Here is a 16,288-nt window from a genome sequence, read left to right on the forward strand (position 1 = left end):
CTCTTATAATGTTTTCAAAAATACTCGAACATGTTCTCTTACACTTTTCGCATCATCAAGTTTCAATACTTCTGAGGCAATCATTTCACAACGCGCTGTATTCAATTTACGGATTAATGCTTTATTCTCTGCAAGCATATTCTCTCTCATCGAGAGATCATAAATACCAAGTCCAATCAAAATAGCCAGAGCCTCCTCATCAGCTGCCATCATCCCACAAATAGAGAGCTTGGTTCCTTCTTCTTTGGCAATTTTCTGAATATAGGATAGTGCAATCAACACCGCTGGATGCAAATGATCAATCTCACTTGCCAGCTCATTATGCTCTCTATCCATCGCCATGATATATTGTGTTAAATCATTTGTTCCAACAGACATAAAATCAACCTCTTTAGCAAAAGCTTTTGCCTGCATGATAACACTTGGCACCTCAACCATGATTCCAAGTTGCTGTCGTACATTTGCCCCTAAGTTTTTATGCTCTTCATCATAAATGGCCTTTGCTTGTCTAAACTCTACAAGGCTTGATACCATAGGAAACATGATCTGGATATTCTCGCTTTCAGTGCGAATAAGTGCACGAAGCTGCGTTCTTAATAACTCAGGATGCGCAAGTGTTAAACGAATGCCACGTATACCTAAAAATGGATTTTCCTCTTTGGCAAGCTGCAAATAGGAAATAGCTTTATCGCCCCCTGCATCTAAAGTGCGAACAATAATCGGTTTATTGCCAACTTCAGCCACAAGGTTTTGATAAATCGCTAACTGCTCATCTTCACTTGGCGCTTTTTCTCGATCAAGGTAAATAAACTCCGTACGAAAAAGACCAATACCATCTGCACCAAGCGCTTTAAAGTTCTGACATTCCTTATTTGATTTAATGTTCATATAACATTTAATTTCCGTACCATCTTCAGTGGTTGCCGGCAGAAGGATATCTTGCTGCATTTGTTGAAGGAGCTGTTTCTGCTGCTGTATCTTTTGTAAAAATGCTTCTTTTTCATCATTTGTTACACTCACTTCAATGACAGCGCCAGCTAGCTCGCCTGCATTTAAGATTACTTCTTCATCAAGATGTTCTTCTAATTTTTGCGCCACTTGAATCATCAGTGGAATACGCTTATTATTTGCAATAATTGCCACATGAGAGGTTTTTCCACCCTTTGTCGAGACTAGCCCTACAACATTTTCATCTAATGTTAAAACATCGCTCAAGGTAAACTCTTCGGCAAACAATATCGTATTTTGCGAATAGCTTCTTTGCGACAAGCTTTGTCCACTTAGCGCTGACAGGATTTGCTTATAGATATCTTTAATATCAGCCACACGCTCAATCATCATTTGATTATTAGAGGATTGAAGTAATGCGACCACCTCATCGGTCGCCTGCTGCCATGCAAATTCAGCGCTTTTGTTTTGCTCAATGGCACTTTCAGCAATTTGAAGTAGTTTTTCATCTTCTAAAAGCTCAATATGTGCAAGGATAATCGATCTTTTGTCTTTATCTAATGATTGATCACTCAGCGAATCTTTCAAAGACTGAGCATAGCTATGAAGCACGTTATTTAAACGCCTTTGCTCTTCCTCTACACTCTGTGCACTATTTTTATCAAATTGAAAATCAATCTCGTCAATCTTACAAAGCTGTCCAATTACCTGACCTTTTGATGCTGTAATGCCAAAATATTGATTGCCTTTAACTTTGCCTTGATCTTGTTGCACTTCATGACTCAGGTGCGATTTGTCTGACTCTTCTACATCATCATGCAAATTAGCCAGTATATGACATAGTGACTCAAGCGCTAAATCTGCATCTTCTCCATCTGCAGAAATTATAATTTCATCTTGATATTCAATACCAAGCGCCATCACTTCAACAAGACTTTTAACATTGGCCTTATTCTCGCCTTTTCTAAGCGTAATAACTGCCTGAAAGCCCTTGGCTGCCTTGGCAAGATTAGCTGCTGGTCTTGCATGAAGCCCATGTGCGTTACCAATAACCACCTTACGCTCTTTGGCAACTTGAGATACTCCTTTATCACATGCACCTTCATTAATAACTAATTTCCCATTAATATCATCAAGCCTACAGATTTCAGCATGCCTTTGCATCGTTTTAGATGTGATATTCTCAAAAGCATTGCCCTCATAATCGCTAATCACAACGGGGGTAATAAGCGATTTGATGCGGGAAGATACATACAGCACATCAAACTGCAAAAGCGCATCATTTATGCTAACTTGATCACCCTCATTAACAAGCACATTTAACCCATCACCATTTAGCGCAACACTTTCTAGACCGAAATGAATCAGCACATTTAATTTATTCTCTGTTTCAATCGTAATAGCATGTTTTGTCTTTGCAATGGATTTTATCGTACCACTTACAGGCGCATAAAGTGTATTTTCTAATGGATCAATTGCAAATCCATCTCCGACCATTTTCTCTGCAAACACTGGATCTGGCACTTGAGAAAGTTCAAGTGCAATACCTTTTGCTGGCATATATAAACTAAGCCCCATTATCGCTCCCATTACTGATTGTCAATCGTAAAACTACCGCTTTATCAAAATAAAATACAGATATGGTAGATTTCTTTCAACAAGTATTTTGCCAAATACACATTTATAAATATTGTTGTTACAATTCTGGATAGGATTTTATCCATGCATCATGGGCTTTCGATCAATAAATCTACTAGATAAAATATAAAATGAAGCGCCTGAATATATACCGCTGACCTTGCAAAAAAGATAAAATGATACACAAATAAATAGTAATCTCTTATTAGATTAACTATAAAATGACTCAGGTTATATATGGGAATAGTTAGAGATATATAAGAAAGAAAGGAAAAGAGTTTAAGGTGCCTTGTTAGGCTATATTTGCTTGCTTGTTTCTTTCCCTTGCCACTTCACGCTTTTTTTGCTTTTCATGCTTTCTTAGTATTGCTGCATCCTTAGCAGCCTCACCAATATGCATTTCACCGCGTTTCTCCGCCAATGAAGATTGCTTTTGACGTTCCAAAAAGCGCTCTTTTTGCGCCTCAGTTAACTTATCATGACAGTGATGACAAGAGAGGCCTTTTTGGTATTCATCCTTTTGCTTATCTTCTTCAGTAATTGGCATACGACAAGCATAACATTGATCATATTGCCCTTTTTCTAAATCGTGATTAACAGCAACACGCGAATCAAAGACAAAGCACTCACCTTCCCACATACTTTCATCTTTTGGAACTTCTTCAAGATACTTTAATATCCCACCTTCAAGGTGATACACATCTTCAAATCCTTGTTCTTTCAATAGTGCCGTTGATTTCTCACAGCGAATACCCCCTGTGCAAAACATTGCCACTTTTTTATGCTTTGTTTTATCTAAATTATTGGCAACGTACTCCGGAAACTCGCGAAAACTCTCCGTATGCGGGGAAACCGCACCTTCAAATGTGCCTATTTCAATTTCATAGTCATTTCTCGTGTCAACCAGTAACACTTCAGGGTCAGAAATAAGTGCATTCCAATCTTTTGGCTTAACATAAGTACCACACACTTTGCGCGGGTCTAAACCTTCCACGCCTAATGTCACAATCTCTTTTTTAAGCTTCACTTTAGCGCGATAAAATGGAATGTCACTATGAATAGACTCTTTATGTGACAGGTTAGATAAACGCGCGTCTGCTTTTAAATATTGAAGTACATTATCAATACCTTGTTGACTACCAGCAATTGTCCCATTGATCCCCTCTTTTGCTAAAAGAAGCGTCCCATAGACATTATTTTCATTCATCACCTGTAATAAAGGTGCTCTCATATCGATATAGTTATCTAGCGCCACAAATTTATACATGGCAGATACAACATATTCGCTCATCATTACTTACCTAATCTTTCGCGGTTATTTTAAAATACTTAACATATCTCTATTGCGTCATGGATCTCATCGTAACGGCATTCACTCACATTTACCTTAATCATGACTGCATATGCATTCAGCGCACATTATACACATGAATATAAATGATCACAAAATATTTAAAATTGAAACTATGATTTATGTCAATTTTTCTCTACGCTTAAGAGTACTACCACCCTTGTGCAAAAAGATGATTTCAACACATTACCTACGCTATCAGTCACATGAACTTTTTTCACTCTATCGCCACAATAACAAGGATATATTGTGTATCTTTATTCATGGGCTTGGCGACAGTCATTTAAACTATCAGTTTCTACTCCATGAAAATGCTTTAAATGAATATGATATTTTGATCCCAGATCTCATCAATCATGGCAAAAGTTCACATACAAACACCAGTGACTATAAGCTTATTGCCAAATGTCTTGAGGCTCAAATTGCCCCGCTGTTAGAACACTATCAATCAATTTATTTTATTCCACACTCTATTGCAGGCATTGCTACCACAAAACTTTATCAATTATTAACTGAGTCTGAACAACAAAAGTGCCGCATTTTTGCTGTAGAGACGAGTATCACTCAATATGGCTCATTTTTGACACAAAACCTACATGATGCTTTATCTACTGGGATCTCATTTTCAAAATGGTTTGATGATTTTTGCCAAAAAATCTACACCCTTGGCATGAATGATCACTATCTAAGAGCCTACTTTTGTGGGCTATAGTTATGTGACAAAGCAGCATTTAAAGCACTTGCGCTTGAAACAAGGAAAATTGCCACCTTTGAAAAACAGATGGAATTTACCAATAGCGTAGGCTTAGCCTATAGCAAACTTCCCATCCCTAAAACTTACTGCTATGCCAACAAAGGACAGCAGCTTCAAAGCCTTCCCTTTCTAGCCCAGCATCAACTTCAAAAGATTGCCATTGATGCTGCCTCCCATTGGGTATTACAAGAGAACACCAAAGCCGCCCTCAATGCATTAAACCAGTTCATTCTTCAAAACACAAACACAGCAAAATAAAAATCATCCAAAAGCATTTGTGATTCAAAGGCAATAGCGATTACAATATAGCAAATTATATTTTCTAAAAGTACGCTGATAATCAACTGAGTTAGTGTAGATTGAATTAAGGAATAAGCACATGTTTAAGAGTTTATCCGATAGGCTCGGATCTTCTTTAGATAAAATTAAAGGTCAAGGCCGCTTAAGTGAAGACAATATAAAATCAGCCCTGCGTGATGTGCGCATGGCACTTTTAGAGGCGGATGTTGCTCTACCTGTTGTTAAGAAATTCATTAATGATATTCAACAAGAAGCTTTGGGTGAAAAAGTAAAAACAAGTCTCACACCGGGGCAAACATTTATCTCGATTGTAAAAAAAGCACTCGAGAGCACACTTGGTGAGAAAAACGAGTCACTCAACCTCTCTGCCAAGCCACCTGTTGTCATATTAATGGCAGGTTTACAAGGTTCAGGGAAAACAACCTCTACGGCAAAACTTGCCAAGTTTTTAAAAGAACGTGAAAACAAAAAAGTGATGGTTGTCAGTACGGATATTTATCGCCCTGCTGCTATTAAACAACTTGAGACATTAGCAAATGCATTAGAAGTTGAATATCACCCTTCAACAAATCAGCAAAAACCACTTGATATTGCAAATGAAGCAATCATAGCTGCAAAGCAAAAGGTATGTGATGTTCTCATTATCGATACGGCAGGTCGATTACATATTGACGATGAGATGATGAATGAGGTTAAAGCACTTCATCAACATACAAGCCCAACAGAAACTTTATTTGTTGTTGATAGTATGACAGGTCAAGATGCTGCCAATACCGCAAAAGCATTTAATGATGCACTTGAACTTACAGGTGTCATTCTGACCAAAGCCGATGGTGATGCAAGAGGGGGAGCTGCCCTTTCTATTCGTGAAATCACCGGAAAACCGATTAAATTTATCGGGGTTGGTGAGAAAGCTGAAGCACTTGAAGCCTTTCATCCAGAGCGAATTGCCTCAAGAATTCTTGGCATGGGCGATGTGTTATCTCTTATTGAAGAAGTTGAGCAAAAAGTAGATAAAACCAAAGCTGATAAACTGGTTAAAAAAATCAAAAAAGGCAAAAGCTTTACCTTAGATGATTTTAAAGAGCAACTTCAGCAAATGAAAAAAATGGGCGGCGTCGGTTCAATGCTGGAGAAGCTTCCCGGCGCTGGCAATATGGCGCAAAACCTACAAGATAAAGTTAATGATAAAATGTTTATTCAAATGGAGGCAATCATTAACTCCATGACACCATTTGAAAGAAGAAAACCCGAGTTTGTTAAATCTTCTAGAAAACAGCGAATTGCACGTGGCTCAGGCACTCAGGTACAAGATGTTAATCGCCTATTAAAGCAATTTACACAAATGCAAAAAATGATGAAAAAAATGAGCGGTAAAGGTGGTCTTGGTAAAATGATGGGCGCGATGCGTGGCATGAAACAGATGAAGCAAATGCAAGGCATGATGCCACCAGGCGGAATGGGCAAAAAAGGCGGAAAGTTCCCCTTTTAAAGAGTCACTCACTTAAGTAGTTTATAGCTTGTGGGATTATCTGGGCATTCAGTTAACCCACACTCACTGAAGGTTGAAAACATATTCAGAATAATAACAACCAAAAACAAAATAAATGCACAGCGAGTAAAAAGGCGTGTTTTTTTGCCTCTTGCCTCTGAGATTTTTTCAATATGCGCTTTATCTTTATAGATCATATACTGCCTTGGGAAACTCATCACAATGGCAATATACAAGATGATCACGCAACATAAAATAAAGACCCATGTATACATATGAAAGCCTAAGAAGCTCGAGCCATAACCAACAGGATCCGTTACATGAAGCGCGATTTGTCGTAATGAGACAAATGAGGTCACTACCGCTGAGATAAGTGATAAGGCATAATGAGAAGGTCTAACATGATAGTGTGTATTTAACAAAAAGCCAAATGCAACACCTAAAAGCCCAAGCCTTTGTAACAGACAAAGCGGGCAAGGCAGCTCATTGAGTACCAGCTGAAAATAAAGGGCAATTAGAATAATGATACAAATTCCAATGATTTCAATCCCTGAGATAAACTTAAATACTGTGTTAATGCTCTTTTGCTTCATCATGCTCCCCTCCTATAAATAAATCTGCAAATGATCGGTTGCATGATGCAAAAAGACCAAAGCAAAAACAATCAGAAAGACAATAAAGACAAACATGCCTAAACGTCGTTTAAACCACACAACAATAACACTTAAAAGCAATAGGACAAATGTAATCAAAATACCCGGCATACAACTTTCCATTTTGTTTCTTTAACTGAAGTGTAGCTGGCAGTTTTCTAACATACAAATACAAAAAAACCATCAAGCCAAAGACTCAATGGTTTTAATAAGCCAAGAGGGACAATCGAGGAGAGTAGCGTTTTCCCTCTTAGCTTAGCTCACCTATTTACGTTGGTCCTAAATAGGCAAACTCCCTCTTTTTGATTACATAGGAAGTGTATAAGAAACACCGCCTGTGAATGTGCTGTAGCCACTGTTGTTACCGCCGCTACGTAAGAAGTTATATTGATATTGTGCAAAGAGGTTCACTTTATCAATTTGATAACCAATACCACCAGCTATAACTGGACGCCATAGGTTAGTTGTTTCAGTAACCTTATGATCACCACCACCCCATTGAGCTGGTAAGTTAGGAATGGATACACTACTTGAAGTAGTAATTCTATTATATGCATAACCAAATTTACCAAATACATTTAAACCATTTACACCCGGCACATAAAACTTAGTTGTGAAAAATACTGGAACAGCTAAACCATTTGTTCTATAGCTGGCAGAACTATTCCCCGGAAGGGCAACTTTGCCATTTGCTAGATTATGCGCATACTGTAGATCTGCCTCAACACCCACACTAATCATTTTACTGATTGCATAGTCATAACCGATAAATACACCACCAGCTAAGCCACCATTTGACTTATCAAATGCACCGCCTAAAGGACCAGCTGGACCATTTTTAATCGTACCGTTTTGCGCATAACCGTAACCTAAGTTACCACCCAATACTAGGCCTGTTTGTGCGCCGGCTGCAAAAGCACTACCTGCGATTAAAGTTGAAGCAACTACTGCAGCGATCATTGTTTTCTTTACTAGTTTCATTCTCTTTTCCTCTATGTTATTACATGAATACATTTTTCCAGCTCAACACCTTGTGTCTTACTGATGGGGTGCATTATGAACTAAAATAAATTAGTTAAAAAGCGTATTGAATACGTATGAAATTTTCCAAAAAAATCATCCATACCCATAAAAATCACAACATTAACAAATCTCATCTCGTTGCGGATATCACCTAGCGCTACGCACTAAACTCATAGCGCTATCATGCTGTCAAAAAGTGCATTGATAATGTGTAATCTAGTCAGAAATTCTCTTTTGATTGTGTATCACATCACTGAATATAGGTGTCTATATCGCGCTTTAAAGCGCATTGGCAATAGCAACGTTACTCTCGTGGTGGATACAGATTTTTTCATATAAAGTCCTTAAGCTTAGTTAGATGTGAAACAACTTAAAATGACCTTATAGTAATCTAATATCCCCTATAAAACCGTTTCATCTATGTAACAATATGTATCTTTTTTGATACAAAAAAGGATGATAAACACCGATGAAATTATTATCTGATATAAACTTCAAACTGGAGAATTTGTATTGATACTTATAAGATTGTAACCCTTAAAAATTTAAAGCCAATAAATGTTTTAGAGGGGCACCTATCTCAAGAGAAATACAAAAAGAGTAATTTACTTTTTTAAACATACAAAAAAACCATCAAGCCAAAGACTCAATGGTTTTAATAAGCCAAGAGGGACAATCGAGGAGAGTAGAGTTCTCCCTCTTAGCTTAGCTCACCTATTTACGTTGGTCTTAAATAGGTAAACCCCCTCTTTTCGATTACATAGGAAGTGTATAAGAAACACCGCCTGTGAATGTGCTGTAACCGCTGTTGTTACCGCCGTTACGTAGGAAGTTATATTGGTATTGTGCAAAGATATTAACATTATCAATTTGATAACCAATACCGCCTGCCATTACTGGACGCCATAGATTAGTTGTTTGACTTAACTTAGAATCATTTACATTAAATCCAATTAAATTATCAGTTGCTGATGAAACTGTAGTAACACGATTATATGCATAACCAAATTTACCAAATACATTTAAGCCATTTACACCCGGCACATAAAACTTAGCGGTTAAGAATAATGGCAGTGAAAATACATTTGTTCTATATGAACTAGCACCATCCGCCACAAAGTAATCATATTTCCCACTTCCTCCTGCAACATTGTGTGCATACTGCAAGTCTGCCTCAACACCCACACTAATCATTTTGCTGATTGCATAGTCATAACCGACAAATACACCACCTGCTAAGCCACCATTTGATTGATTGCCTGAACCTTCTAAGCCATTTTTAATCGTACCGTTTTGTGCATAACCGTAACCTAAGTTACCACCTAATACTAGGCCTGTTTGCGCGCCGGCTGCAAAAGCACTACCGGCAATTAAAGTTGAAGCAACTGCTGCAGCGATCATTGTTTTCTTTACTAGTTTCATTTTCTTTTCCTCATGTTGTTTAAGTTAGTAAACCTTTCAGCTTGACACCCTGTGTCTTGCTAACGGGGCACATTATGGGTGAAAACAAAATAATTAAAAAGCGTATTGAATACGCACTAAAAAGATTTTTATGATTAAATTACACGCTGAATATTATTTATATCTTGATAAAATCAATGATCATAAATCTTAAGGCGGCGCATGATAATAAATATATAAATACGAAGAAAGATTGAATAACAATCAAAGCCAAGGCTTATAAGTTGACTCTACGCCTTCTCCTACGAACATTAGGTTAGCGGAATAATGGCAAAGTATAAAATCGCCAGCGGAGTCAATAAGCAATTGGATTCATGAAAAACAACTATAGAAATAGCAAGTAAAGTTAGGCCTACAGAGGGATTACTGGTTCAGGTATTCGGAAGACTATGAGCCGCACTTGAGTTATTGACACAAAAGTATTGCACATAAATCGACTCTTGATTCGCATTTAAGGTTTGATTATCGGTGAGGCCACATGCCCCCCATCAACAGGTAAAATTGCACCAGTTATATAATTTGACATATTATTATCAGCTAAAAATAATACAGCTTCTGCAATATCTTCAGGCTTTGCAATTTTCTGCATAGGGACACCTGCTTTTGCGGTTTCAAAACTCTTCCCTGGAAATGCGGCACGCTCTAACGGGGTATCAACTGGCCCTGGTGCAATTGCATTAACTCTAATCATCTTACGTTTATCTGCATTCGCTCTTTGCGCTGCTTGGTTCGATAGCGACCGAGTTAATGAATTAATAAAAGCTTTAGCAGCACTATATAATGGCCTAGTAGGAACAGGTAACATCCCTACACGACTAGATGTATTAATAATTGATACAGGTAAATCTTTTGGCTGGTTTTTAAAACTATAAGCCAACTCCCACTTCAAGCAATAAAACATACCAAAAATATTAGTTGCAATTGGGCTTTCCCGATAAGAAGAAATTATCGTTGATTGTGTAGGCATTTCCTCTCGCCAGTGATCATCCTTAGAACCAGATGTAGAATTTGGCTGAGGCGTTGGCAGTATGTAAGCAATTGAACCATCTGATTGAATTTCTGAAAAGAAATCGAAGCCTTCGATATCACCTTTAGCTGCAACATCCCCTGGTTGTACGCCCGCATTATTAAATGCAATATCTAAGCGCCCATATTTATCATAAATTTGTTTTAAGGTCGCCTGTACTTGTGCTTCAATTCTAATATCACAAGGATGATAATCAATACGCCTTGCTTGCTCTTTCGCTAAATTCTCTTTGATATAAAGCTGTGCATGTTGCCATTTTTCTTCGCTTCTACCAACAACGATAACATGTCTAGCACCTTGTTGGAGAAATGCCACAGCAGTTGCCAGCCCAATCCCAGAAGTCCCTCCTGTAATAAAAACAATTTTCCCATCGAATCGATCAGACATTGTATTTGCTCCTTGAATATAACTGCTCATCATGAATATGATAATAGTCAAGATAAGAGTCTATGGGCAAAAAAACACAAGGAATATTTAAAATAACTCGTAACAACCCGTGCTGTAGAATCTAGCTAAAGAAGTGAGAAAGCGCTTTAACTTGACCATTTTGACGAATTTCAAAGTCCACCCCTGATTGTCCATGAAACTTTCCTGCACTTCCTAATACTTGTCCGTGCTTGATTGTTTGTGACTCAGAAACAATGATGCTTTGCAAATTACTATATGCCGAGATATAGTCTGATTGATGGCTTAATATCACCATTTTTCCATAGCCACCCATGCCGACACCCGCATAAATTACTTTGCCATCAGCTGCCGCATAGACACTTGTGCCCTGCGCTACATTAATCATCTTGCTATCAGATAAATCAATTTTGGCTTTGACTGGCCAATACCATGAAATGCCATCAACCATACGAGAAGTGCTTGTGTTTTTAGTCGCTGCTTGAGTCTCTGTTGAATGTGGTTTTACTGTAGAGGCACTTTTTACCTCTGATGCTTTATTAGCATTTACTTTAGCATCTTTCACTTCTACTTCTTTTGACTGATATGATTTGGTGTTATTACCACCACTATTTTTATCATCTCGCTTCTTAGCACTTAGCGCATTAGCACTATGTGAAGCGGCCTGTGAATGCACTGTCACAGCAGATTGTGGCTGAGATTTACTCGTCTTAGGTGCGACAACATAAATCTTTTGACCGACATAAATTAAACTTGGCTGTGAAATATCATTCCATTGTTGCAGCTCAGATAAGCGAACATTATACCTTGTTGCAATCGCACTTAATGAATCACCACTTTGCACGATATAGATGCCATCTTCAGGTGCTTTCACTTTAGCTGTAGTGTGATATTTTGTCTTCTCTTTCGGCAATACAGGGTAGGCATCTTCCCTTGCCGAGCCTCGATGCATATCTTCTTTTTCAGGTGTCGCACTTGATACCTCTTTACTAAGGGCAGGCGCTGAAGATTGCTTCACTACAGGCGCAGCACTTGAATCGACAACAGGCTGCCTTTGTGTGTCAGCTTTGCTTTCAGGTTGAGATACTTCAAGATTATTGCTAGAAGACTCAACAGGCTTACTTTGATATTGAGGTGCTTGATCGGCTCGATAGTATTTCTCACCCGGCAATGGCGCAACGCGTATTTTACTTCCGGGCGTGAGCGTATAAGGTGATTTTAGCTTATTCCATAAAATCAAAGTTCTTTCTGTAACATTAAAACGCTGAGAGAGGTCATATAAACTATCCCCCTCTTTGACAGTGTAATACCTTTGCACAGTTGAAATAGATTGTATTGGTGCGGCTTCTTGTTGCGCATTAAAATACTTATTAATATACGAACAGCCTGATAAGAACATCACAGGTGGTAACAAAATTGCAATTGCTTTTAGCTTCATTCCAATTTATTCCCTTTAATTAGTCGTTGTTTTTAAGTAACGTCATAATTTTTTGCATCATTAACTCTGTATTATAGCCTGCAAGTGCTGAGATAATAAAGTATGGATGTTCTTTTGGCCAATCTATTTCTTTTAAAATTTGCTCGCAATGTGCCTGAACTTCATCTTCTTGTAATTGATCTACCTTATTAAGCACAAGCCATCTTGGTCTATCATAAAGCTCTTTTGAATACTTCTTAAGCTCATTTTCCACTTTGAAGTAATTCTCTGCTGGATTTGATCCATCTGGCGGCAATATATCCAACAAATGTAAAACACACCTTGTACGTGAAAGATGCTTTAAAAATCGAAGCCCGAGACCCGCACCTTCAGAGGCGCCTTCTATTACCCCTGGAATATCTGCAATGACAAAACTATCTAAAAGCCCTACTCTCACAACGCCTAAATTCGGGTACATGGTCGTAAATGGATAATCTGCTACCTTTGGTTTGGCCGCAGAAACCGCACGAATAAGTGTTGATTTCCCCGCGTTTGGCAGCCCTAAAAGACCAATATCAGCAAGTAACTTAAGCTCTAGTCGAACCTCTCGCATCTCACCTTCTTCGCCATATGTAAACTGTCTTGGCGCCTGATTTACACTGCTTTTAAAGTGCGTATTGCCAATGCCTCTTCGACCCCCTTGAGCAAGCTTTAAACTCGCACCATCTTTCAACACTTCACCTATTTTCTGGCCACTTACCGCATCATAGGCAATTGTCCCCACCGGAACGATCAAGGATAAATCCTCACCTTGTTTGCCTGAGCACTTTTTTCCTTCTCCGGGTTTACCATTTTGTGCTTGATAGTGACGTTGATAGCGATAATCAATCAATGTATTGACATTTTCATCGGCTTTCATAATCACGCTACCACCATGGCCTCCATCACCACCGTCTGGCCCACCTTTTGGTACATATTTTTCACGGCGAAAGCTTACACAGCCATTGCCACCTTTTCCCGCCTGTACATTAATTAAGGCTTCATCTACAAATTTCACGTTAACAACTCAATTTATTCACTATTATTTATTCACTGCATATGATCACGGAATTTTCAATAAATGTACAGTGAATTTAAAACAGCAGTTGACTTTGATAACTGCCAAGGAGCTTCAAATAAGAGGTTCTTTTTAAAATATTCAATAACGCCTTTTGCACATTTTCATCATCTTCATGCCCTTCAAAGTCCAAAAAGAACGTACAATCCCATGCTTTCAACCGAGAAGGTCTTGATTCGATCTTAGTCATATTAATGCCGTTATCTGATAGGCATAATAACACATCCACCAATGCATGAGGCTTATCTAAAGTCGCAAAAACAATCGATGTTTTATATTTAAGCGCCTTATCAAATGGCATCTGCTGTGATTTTCGCCCTAAAAGAAAAAAGCGTGTATGATTGAATGACTCATCTTCAAAGTGATAAGATAACACATCAAGCTCATAAGTTTTGGCTGCAAGCTCGCTTGCAATCGCTGCCTGATTGTGTGTCTTTTTCTCAGCGATATATTTAGCGGCTCCTGCTGTATCGACAAATGATTTTGGCTCAAGCCCCATTCGCTTTATATTTGCCTCACATTGAGATAATGCTTGAGGATGTGAGCGCACAAGCTCTATATCACTAATATCCACACCTTTATTTGCCATTAAGCAATGCTCAACTTTCAGTGTCACTTCTTGTTGAATACGAAGATTATGTTTTAATAGCTCATCATAAGCAGGAATCACGCTCCCTGCCACCGAGTTTTCAATAGGAAGCATTACATATTCAACAGTCTTCTCAGCTACATGATTTAAAGCCTCAGAGAACGACTTAGAGGGAACTGATTGTATCTTCTTATCGACAAAATACTGCTTTATTGCCTGCTCAGAATATGCCCCATGCTCTCCTTGAAAAGAAACCTTTAACATTAATTATCATCCCCCTTACTAAAAAATATACTGAGCATCCTTTTACTATGCTCATTTAAGTTTTCATACTGAAGCGCAATAGCTTTAAGCCGACTATCCCATGGTGTGTGGTAAATAGAACTCGTTACAGCATAAAGCGCATGATCCAAAAGCGTTGCCCTATCACCAAAGAAATAGTGTCTTTCCCCTAAAAAATCTGATAATGCTTGTAGATCCTGATCAGCAAGCAAATAGATTGCCTCTTTTTCATGGCGCCCAAGCCCTTGGCCATCTAACTGCTTTAGGACTGTGCGTTGTAGCGCCTTATAAATCACTTTAAAGATAAATCCAGGCACCTTAGCACCTTTTTGTAAATCTTCCTTCCACGTGTTATTCCCCTCTAAATCCACCCAGCGTGTATAAACAAGCACCCAATATAAATGCTCTTCACACAGCCTTATAAAGCCAAGGGTTATTGCTTTTTCTCGAGCAGTTAATCGAGCTTGCATTGGCGTTTGACTTTCAGCTTCAAGCCGCTCGATAATACGCCCACTATCTGAGTAGATTTTTCCATTCTCACGCATAAAGGGAAGCTTTTTAGTGGGCGAGTGTCTCGTATCAACACTGTAGTGATTTTTATACTCAATTTTTTGTGCACGCAAATAGCTTTCAAGCTTCATGCAAAATGGACTGGCGTTAGGGAGATTATACATGGGAGGAAATTGATATAACTCGATCATCACTCATCCTTTTTTTCTTCTTTTGTTTTATGTCCATTAGCAGCCTTTCGATAGCTATTAAGATCAATGATATTTCCACCATCAAGATTATCCGCTTTTGGTGTTTTCTCAACTGGCGCATTTAATGCATCTGGGAGAATAGATTTATCATCACTAATCGTACGAATAAAACGAAGTCCGTTAAATTGCATAAAAGCACGATGGCGTAGAACGCCATCATAACTATATTCAAATGCATACTCGCGATAAAGACACATGCTGCCAACATCTTCTGAACGTGAAAATTTCATCTTAACCAGACACACCGTATCATCCAAAAGCTGCGCATCCCATTTTTTACACGTTTTAATTGCCATAGCAACAGCCATTTCACGCGCACGCATCATCGAGCGCCAAATCAGCACAACCGTAATAATGGCAACAATAATTAAAATAACTGTAACACTCATAAGACTCTTTGCTCAATCAACCTTTTTTCATTATACTCTGAACCCAAAGCATTATGGCAATAAATAATAGCAATTGCCTAGAGACAACTGACAAAAAGATTTATTTTATGTTAAAACACAACCGAATCATCATCGCTATTACCGGCGCAACTGGCATTCAATATGCTGTCACCATGCTCAAGGTATTAAAGGCGCAAAACATTGAAACACACTTAATTGTCTCCAAACCTGCAGAGCTCACCCGAAGCTATGAAACAGACTATAGCTCAAAGGACATCAAATCCCTTGCAACGCATGCCTATAATAATGCTGATATTGGTGCAAACATCGCAAGTGGCTCCTATCCAACAGATGGGATGATTGTGATTCCAGCCTCCGTCAAAATCTTAGCGGAAATTGCCAACGGCATTGGAGAGTCGCTTATCACAAGGGCAGCTGATGTTGTCTTAAAAGAAAGAAGAAAATTAATTCTTTGCTTGCGGGAGACACCATTTAACTTGATTCATATCGAGAATATGAAACAGCTCACCCTAGCAGGTGGAATTATTATGCCGCCTGTGCCTGCTTTTTATCACAAGCCCATAACTCTCGATGACATCATAGCAGATTTTGTGTATCGTACACTCGATGTTTTCGGGGTATCACTGCCTGAGTTAAAAAAATGGGATGGTAAAGCATAAG

16 protein-coding genes are annotated in these 16,288 nt (G+C 38.5%); 4 read left to right on the plus strand and 12 right to left on the minus strand.

The genetic code is table 11. The features are described 5' to 3' along the window. Window positions 1-3: 3 nt before the first annotated feature. Both ptsP and trhO read right to left on the minus strand, forming a co-directional pair. Window positions 4-2,526, minus strand: coding sequence for a phosphoenolpyruvate--protein phosphotransferase (ptsP, locus tag A37Q_RS0101625; protein WP_018298519.1), 2,523 nt, complete (start codon window positions 2,524-2,526; stop codon window positions 4-6). Between the two features lie 352 nt (window positions 2,527-2,878). Beyond that, window positions 2,879-3,877 (minus strand): oxygen-dependent tRNA uridine(34) hydroxylase TrhO, encoded by a 999-nt coding sequence (trhO, locus tag A37Q_RS0101630; RefSeq protein ID WP_018298520.1) that lies wholly within the window; start codon window positions 3,875-3,877, stop codon window positions 2,879-2,881. Window positions 3,878-4,109: 232 nt separating this feature from the next. Here trhO and A37Q_RS0101635 point away from each other — a divergent pair, with 232 nt between their 5' ends. The 3 genes from A37Q_RS0101635 (at window position 4,110) to ffh (ending at window position 6,483) form a co-directional block, all read left to right on the plus strand. Further along, on the plus strand, window positions 4,110-4,649 hold the full coding sequence (locus A37Q_RS0101635; RefSeq protein ID WP_018298521.1) for an alpha/beta fold hydrolase: 540 nt from the start codon (window positions 4,110-4,112) through the stop codon (window positions 4,647-4,649). Window positions 4,650-4,718: 69 nt separating this feature from the next. Then, window positions 4,719-4,949, plus strand: coding sequence for a hypothetical protein (locus A37Q_RS0101640; RefSeq protein WP_018298522.1), 231 nt, complete (start codon window positions 4,719-4,721; stop codon window positions 4,947-4,949). Between the two features lie 121 nt (window positions 4,950-5,070). Then, complete coding sequence (gene ffh / locus A37Q_RS0101645) at window positions 5,071-6,483, plus strand: signal recognition particle protein (RefSeq protein ID WP_018298523.1); 1,413 nt, start codon at window positions 5,071-5,073, stop codon at window positions 6,481-6,483. Between the two features lie 8 nt (window positions 6,484-6,491). On the opposite strand, the gene A37Q_RS0101650 is transcribed toward ffh, so the two are convergent. From A37Q_RS0101650 to A37Q_RS0101695, 10 genes are all read right to left on the minus strand, one after another. Continuing rightward, complete coding sequence (locus A37Q_RS0101650) at window positions 6,492-7,076, minus strand: disulfide bond formation protein B (RefSeq protein WP_026196452.1); 585 nt, start codon at window positions 7,074-7,076, stop codon at window positions 6,492-6,494. A 12-nt stretch (window positions 7,077-7,088) separates the two neighbouring features. Continuing rightward, a complete protein-coding gene (locus A37Q_RS16185; protein WP_154648602.1) occupies window positions 7,089-7,259 on the minus strand; it encodes a DUF5993 family protein in 171 nt (56 codons plus the stop codon). Window positions 7,260-7,442: 183 nt separating this feature from the next. Further along, window positions 7,443-8,117 (minus strand): outer membrane beta-barrel protein, encoded by a 675-nt coding sequence (locus A37Q_RS0101660; RefSeq protein ID WP_018298526.1) that lies wholly within the window; start codon window positions 8,115-8,117, stop codon window positions 7,443-7,445. A 798-nt stretch (window positions 8,118-8,915) separates the two neighbouring features. Next, on the minus strand, window positions 8,916-9,581 hold the full coding sequence (locus tag A37Q_RS0101665) for an outer membrane beta-barrel protein (protein WP_018298527.1): 666 nt from the start codon (window positions 9,579-9,581) through the stop codon (window positions 8,916-8,918). A 490-nt stretch (window positions 9,582-10,071) separates the two neighbouring features. Then, complete coding sequence (locus A37Q_RS0101670; RefSeq protein ID WP_018298528.1) at window positions 10,072-11,034, minus strand: SDR family NAD(P)-dependent oxidoreductase; 963 nt, start codon at window positions 11,032-11,034, stop codon at window positions 10,072-10,074. A gap of 121 nt (window positions 11,035-11,155) precedes the next feature. Continuing rightward, the gene (locus tag A37Q_RS14355) at window positions 11,156-12,490 is read right to left on the minus strand and encodes a LysM peptidoglycan-binding domain-containing protein (protein ID WP_018298529.1); all 1,335 of its coding nucleotides are present in this window, start codon (window positions 12,488-12,490) and stop codon (window positions 11,156-11,158) included. A 19-nt stretch (window positions 12,491-12,509) separates the two neighbouring features. Next, window positions 12,510-13,526 carry an Obg family GTPase CgtA gene (gene cgtA, locus A37Q_RS0101680; protein ID WP_018298530.1) on the minus strand — a complete coding sequence of 339 codons (1,017 nt, stop codon included), beginning with the start codon at window positions 13,524-13,526 and terminating at the stop codon, window positions 12,510-12,512. 76 nt (window positions 13,527-13,602) lie between these two features. Continuing rightward, a complete protein-coding gene (gene pheA, locus A37Q_RS0101685; RefSeq protein WP_018298531.1) occupies window positions 13,603-14,439 on the minus strand; it encodes a prephenate dehydratase in 837 nt (278 codons plus the stop codon). Further along, complete coding sequence (locus tag A37Q_RS0101690; RefSeq protein WP_018298532.1) at window positions 14,439-15,158, minus strand: glutathione S-transferase family protein; 720 nt, start codon at window positions 15,156-15,158, stop codon at window positions 14,439-14,441. Before A37Q_RS0101690 ends, pheA begins: the two co-directional genes overlap by 1 nt. Beyond that, window positions 15,158-15,607, minus strand: coding sequence for a DUF3301 domain-containing protein (locus tag A37Q_RS0101695; protein WP_018298533.1), 450 nt, complete (start codon window positions 15,605-15,607; stop codon window positions 15,158-15,160). Before A37Q_RS0101695 ends, A37Q_RS0101690 begins: the two co-directional genes overlap by 1 nt. 107 nt (window positions 15,608-15,714) lie before the next feature. Between A37Q_RS0101695 and A37Q_RS0101700 the strand changes: the two genes are divergently transcribed. Then, window positions 15,715-16,287, plus strand: coding sequence for a UbiX family flavin prenyltransferase (locus tag A37Q_RS0101700; protein WP_018298534.1), 573 nt, complete (start codon window positions 15,715-15,717; stop codon window positions 16,285-16,287). The last annotated feature ends 1 nt before the right edge of the window (window position 16,288 follow it).

The organism is Fangia hongkongensis FSC776 = DSM 21703, from assembly GCF_000379445.1.
Lineage (GTDB): Bacteria > Pseudomonadota > Gammaproteobacteria > Francisellales > Francisellaceae > Fangia > Fangia hongkongensis.